The sequence below is a fragment of the Protofrankia sp. Cj3 genome (genome assembly GCF_917627355.1).
Classification (GTDB): domain Bacteria; phylum Actinomycetota; class Actinomycetes; order Frankiales; family Frankiaceae; genus Protofrankia.
In genome coordinates, this window is sequence record NZ_CAKJTR010000254.1 from 2,500 (window position 1) to 6,050 (window position 3,551).

At 65.0% G+C, this 3,551-nt stretch carries 5 protein-coding genes; 3 read left to right on the forward strand and 2 right to left on the reverse strand.

From position 1 onward, the window contains the following. Nucleotides 1-62: 62 nt before the first annotated feature. Complete coding sequence (locus tag MJ783_RS21660; protein WP_239313334.1) at nt 63-1,484, reverse strand: helix-turn-helix domain-containing protein; 1,422 nt, start codon at nt 1,482-1,484, stop codon at nt 63-65. Nucleotides 1,485-1,849: 365 nt separating this feature from the next. Between MJ783_RS21660 and MJ783_RS21665 the strand changes: the two genes are divergently transcribed. Beyond that, complete coding sequence (locus MJ783_RS21665) at nt 1,850-2,131, forward strand: hypothetical protein (RefSeq protein ID WP_239313336.1); 282 nt, start codon at nt 1,850-1,852, stop codon at nt 2,129-2,131. Continuing rightward, the gene (locus MJ783_RS21670) at nt 2,128-2,355 is read left to right on the forward strand and encodes a hypothetical protein (protein WP_239313338.1); all 228 of its coding nucleotides are present in this window, start codon (nt 2,128-2,130) and stop codon (nt 2,353-2,355) included. Before MJ783_RS21665 ends, MJ783_RS21670 begins: the two co-directional genes overlap by 4 nt. A gap of 84 nt (nt 2,356-2,439) precedes the next feature. Here the strand turns inward: MJ783_RS21670 and MJ783_RS21675 are convergent, their stop codons facing one another. Then, complete coding sequence (locus tag MJ783_RS21675) at nt 2,440-2,856, reverse strand: helix-turn-helix domain-containing protein (RefSeq protein WP_239313340.1); 417 nt, start codon at nt 2,854-2,856, stop codon at nt 2,440-2,442. Between the two features lie 232 nt (nt 2,857-3,088). On the opposite strand from MJ783_RS21675, the gene MJ783_RS21680 reads away from it, so the two are divergent. Further along, the gene (locus MJ783_RS21680; RefSeq protein ID WP_239313342.1) at nt 3,089-3,511 is read left to right on the forward strand and encodes a plasmid replication, integration and excision activator; all 423 of its coding nucleotides are present in this window, start codon (nt 3,089-3,091) and stop codon (nt 3,509-3,511) included. The last annotated feature ends 40 nt before the right edge of the window (nt 3,512-3,551 follow it).

Below are 3,551 nucleotides of genomic sequence, written 5' to 3' on the forward strand. Positions count from 1 at the left end.
GATCCTAAAACGAGGAATTCGGCAGACAGCGCGATGCGTACATCCGTACGTTGGTCCGACCGTCAGTCGTGTTCAGATGTCTCGATGGTGGAGTGGTAGAGTTCTTCGAACTCCTGGACGGCGTGGCTGTCTGCGTAGGGACGGAGCTTTGCGCGTAGGGTCTGGACTCGTTCGGAGCTGCGGGTGGAGTTTGTCCGTGCGTCCAGGAGGAGAGCTTTGGTGGCCTTGGCGCAGGCTTGGTCAATGTCGCCTTTTTGGATGTGGACTTCGGCAAGCCATGTTTCGTACAGGGCGACCTCGCGGGCGTGGTCGTCGTTGTAGTGCTTCAGGGCGTTGGTGAGCAGTGGTTCGGCGCGGCGGGGTTTGGTCAACTCGACGTAGCAGCGGCCTTTCATGATGTTGATTTCGTCCTCGTTGAGCCAGTACACCCAGGTGGGGTCGTCGTCGGGCCGTCGCTGTTCGTAGAGGCGGTCGACCTCGGCAAGCGCTTTCTCGGTATTCTTGAGTTCGCCAACTTTGGCGTGTGCCCATGCCACTCGTTCTTTCAAGAGGGCGAGGGTGGTGGCGGTCGCGGTCCGGCGGGCGCCCTGGTAGGCGGTGTGTGAGAGCAGGACGGCGTCTGCCGGTTCACCCTGGTTGGCGACTTGATAACTCAGTGTGGAAATCAGGTTCGCGGCGACGGGCTGGTCATTTGCGGCGTGCGCGGCCTTAACTCCGCCTGTGAAGTACCGGGACGCGGGTATGGGTAGTCCGGCGTCCATCGCAACCCAGCCGGCGAGTTGACACAGTTCGGCGATAGCGGACAGGAGACGGCGTCCAAGCCGTTCGTCGTAGCTGGCTGTGCGCAGGAGGTCGATGGTGGCGGTGAGTTCGCGTTCGACCAGACTGTTGAGGTCTTTCCCGCCGATGAAGTCATCGAGCTTGCGTAGGTGAGCGACCCGGCCTTCGACCTTGTGCAGGAGGCCGGTACCGATACGCCGTCCGGCCCGTATTTCGATGATTTGTGGGGGTTCCGCGATCAACCATTCATGGGCAAGGCGGGCGGCGTTGGCTGCATGTACGGGAGGTCCGTCGTCCGTGCCGAGCAGGTCGGCGAGTTCCTCGGTGCTGTGCGGCGTCCACGTGTCGTCGTTGTTTAGCAGGGTGACCGAGTCCCGCTGGTCCACTTCGACGTTCTGGAGCTGGGCTGGTGCTGTTCGTGCGGGGGCTTGTGACGGCGTTGGTCTTGACCGGGCGTCGGTGACGATCACTTCCCAGGGCCGGGGGGCAAGGCCCAGCAAGGCGCCTGGTATCCGGAGTGCGTCGGTGATGCGTTCGATCAGGTCGAGGGTGGCGATCCGATCCTCACCACGCATGATCTTGCTGACGCGGCTCTGGCTCAGTCCTTCGACTCCGGAGGCGATGCGGTCCTGACTGGCGCCGTCGTACTTGCGCATGAGTCGGAAGGCGGCGCCGAAGTCACGGGCGGCGAGTGCGGCGCGCATGTCATCCCGTGACAGGAGTCGTTCAGAGACGGTGTATGGGCCGAGTGTGAAGGGCGGCATGCCGGGCAGTTGCCTTCCAGCCGGGAGCGAGGGTCACGTCTCGTGGCAGGACTGGCCCTGACGGTACATCCGTCGGGGCATCTTCGTATATCAACCTCGCCTACCGTGCCAGGCGTTCCGCTTATCCGCGAGTCGCTTGCCTACCGCATGATCAGATGATTCTCAGATGGTGAATCTTGTCTTTCGGTGCGATGGGGTGCAACGCGAGTCTGTGCCGCAGCCGGTCCGGTTCCGTGTCGAGCGCGTCGTCTCCGCGGGGCCGGGCCGGCATCCGAGCCGATGACAGGATGGGATGGTGGTGGCTGGTGACCGGGGCAGACACGGTGGATGACGGTGGGGATGGGCGGTTGTCCATGCTCTACGGGGTGGTGCGCTTCGAAGCGGGGGAGGAACGGCGGGTCCGCGACACGACGATCACGTTTGATTCGTCGGCGTCGGCGGAATTGTTCGCGGTGGAGAGCGGCTGGGACGCCTATCAGGTGTGTCCGCTGTTCTTCTTCGTGGACACCGCGACGGCTCCTGCGGCTGGGCGGATGCTCCTGGGGGCGGCGTTAGCTCGGTCCGTGCGGCGGGCTGGCGGCCGATGATCAGCGAGGGGCAGTCCGGCGCCATGGCAGACGGGAGCATGTGCACGATCACGATTCATCCGGCGGACCGGCCGGTGGACGTGATGCGGGCCTGGGCCGCGCTGCCGGACGGGGTCGGGTTCGCGGAAGCGTTCGGCGATGTCGAGGTGACGCTTGTGTTCCGGCCGGTGGGTGAGCTGATGCCGGTGCGGGAGTCGGCGGGGCGGTCACCCGTGCTGGGCTGAGTGGTCGGGCGGCTGATGCCGCAGCGAGACGCAGGGGTCAGAATCCTGGCGGGCAACTATGTCCGATGTCGGGGTTCTGGCCCCTTATCTGTTGGTCGTGCCCGCGGTGACGCGTTTCTCGACGGCGGCGAGACGATGGTTGATGTCGTCCAGGCGCTGTTCGATGCGGCCGATACCGGCGAGGATCTCCTGGTCGATCGTGTCGGCGGACGCGGCTGATGTGTGGTTGCTGACTAAGATCTGAATCAAGTGATCGTCAGGCCAGCCGAGGGCGTGGGCGATCGCGGACAGGGTGGCGTTCTGTACCCGGCGGCCGTGTGCGCCGTGTTGAACCTGCCGCACGGTGGAGACGGATACGCCGGAGGTGTCGGCGAGTTTCTGCTGTCCGATGCGGCGGGCAGCCATCCGCTGATTGACAGCGTCGGCGACCGCCTGCCAGTCCTCACCCGCGATCGCGCCACGGGCCGTGTAGACGGGTGATCTTCGGTTCTCGTCGTTCATGTCATCAATCTTAGCTGTGAAGCAAACATGCGCGTCATGCTGAAGTTGCCTATTCGTCGGCCGGAATCGGGTCGTGTGCGCATACCGTTTGCTTCGCGCTTATATCAAGTTGGCATGTGACTTTTGCCTAAAGGTTGATGCGCGGTTAGTGAGCGGTGCACTGTGGGAGCTGTCCGGAACACGGCGAGATGCCGGCGACATCCGGACCTGATTTCTACGGAGGTGGGCGGCGATGGCGATACCGCGGTGGATTCCGGTGGCGTTCGGGGATGTGTTTCCCCACGGGGCGTTCGTGCTCGGCGTGGAGGCGGCGAACGACTTCGAGAAGAGCAAGGCCGGCGTGGCGGATGCGCAGGAGCGGGACAAGGAAACCGGTGAGCTGCTGTGGGCGGTGCGGGTGATGGACGCGGACCCGAACGCGCGGGCGGGGTCGGCGGAAGTGAAGGTGAAGATTCCCGCGCCGGTCCAGCCGGTGCCCCCGGAGCCAGTGGTGGGTACGGCGTTGCGGCCGGTGGAGTTCGAGGGGTTGACGGTCATGCCGTGGGTGAACAGGTTCGGTCCGACCCCGAAACTGGGCCTGGCGCTGCGCGCCAAGGGCATGCGGCCGGTCGGTGCCGCGGGCCGGCGGGTCGCCGATGGGCGGGCGGCGGCATGACCGCGCCGACATCCACCACGGGCGCGGAGGGTGAGCCTGC

Coding starts and splice junctions, on each gene's coding strand:
- MJ783_RS21680 (WP_239313342.1), top strand. CDS start 3,089: ATGGCGATACCGCGGTGGATTCCGGTGGCGTTCGGGGATGTGTTTCCC.
- MJ783_RS21670 (WP_239313338.1), top strand. CDS start 2,128: ATGATCAGCGAGGGGCAGTCCGGCGCCATGGCAGACGGGAGCATGTGC.
- MJ783_RS21675 (WP_239313340.1), bottom strand. CDS start 2,856: ATGAACGACGAGAACCGAAGATCACCCGTCTACACGGCCCGTGGCGCG.
- MJ783_RS21660 (WP_239313334.1), bottom strand. CDS start 1,484: ATGCGCGCCGCACTCGCCGCCCGTGACTTCGGCGCCGCCTTCCGACTC.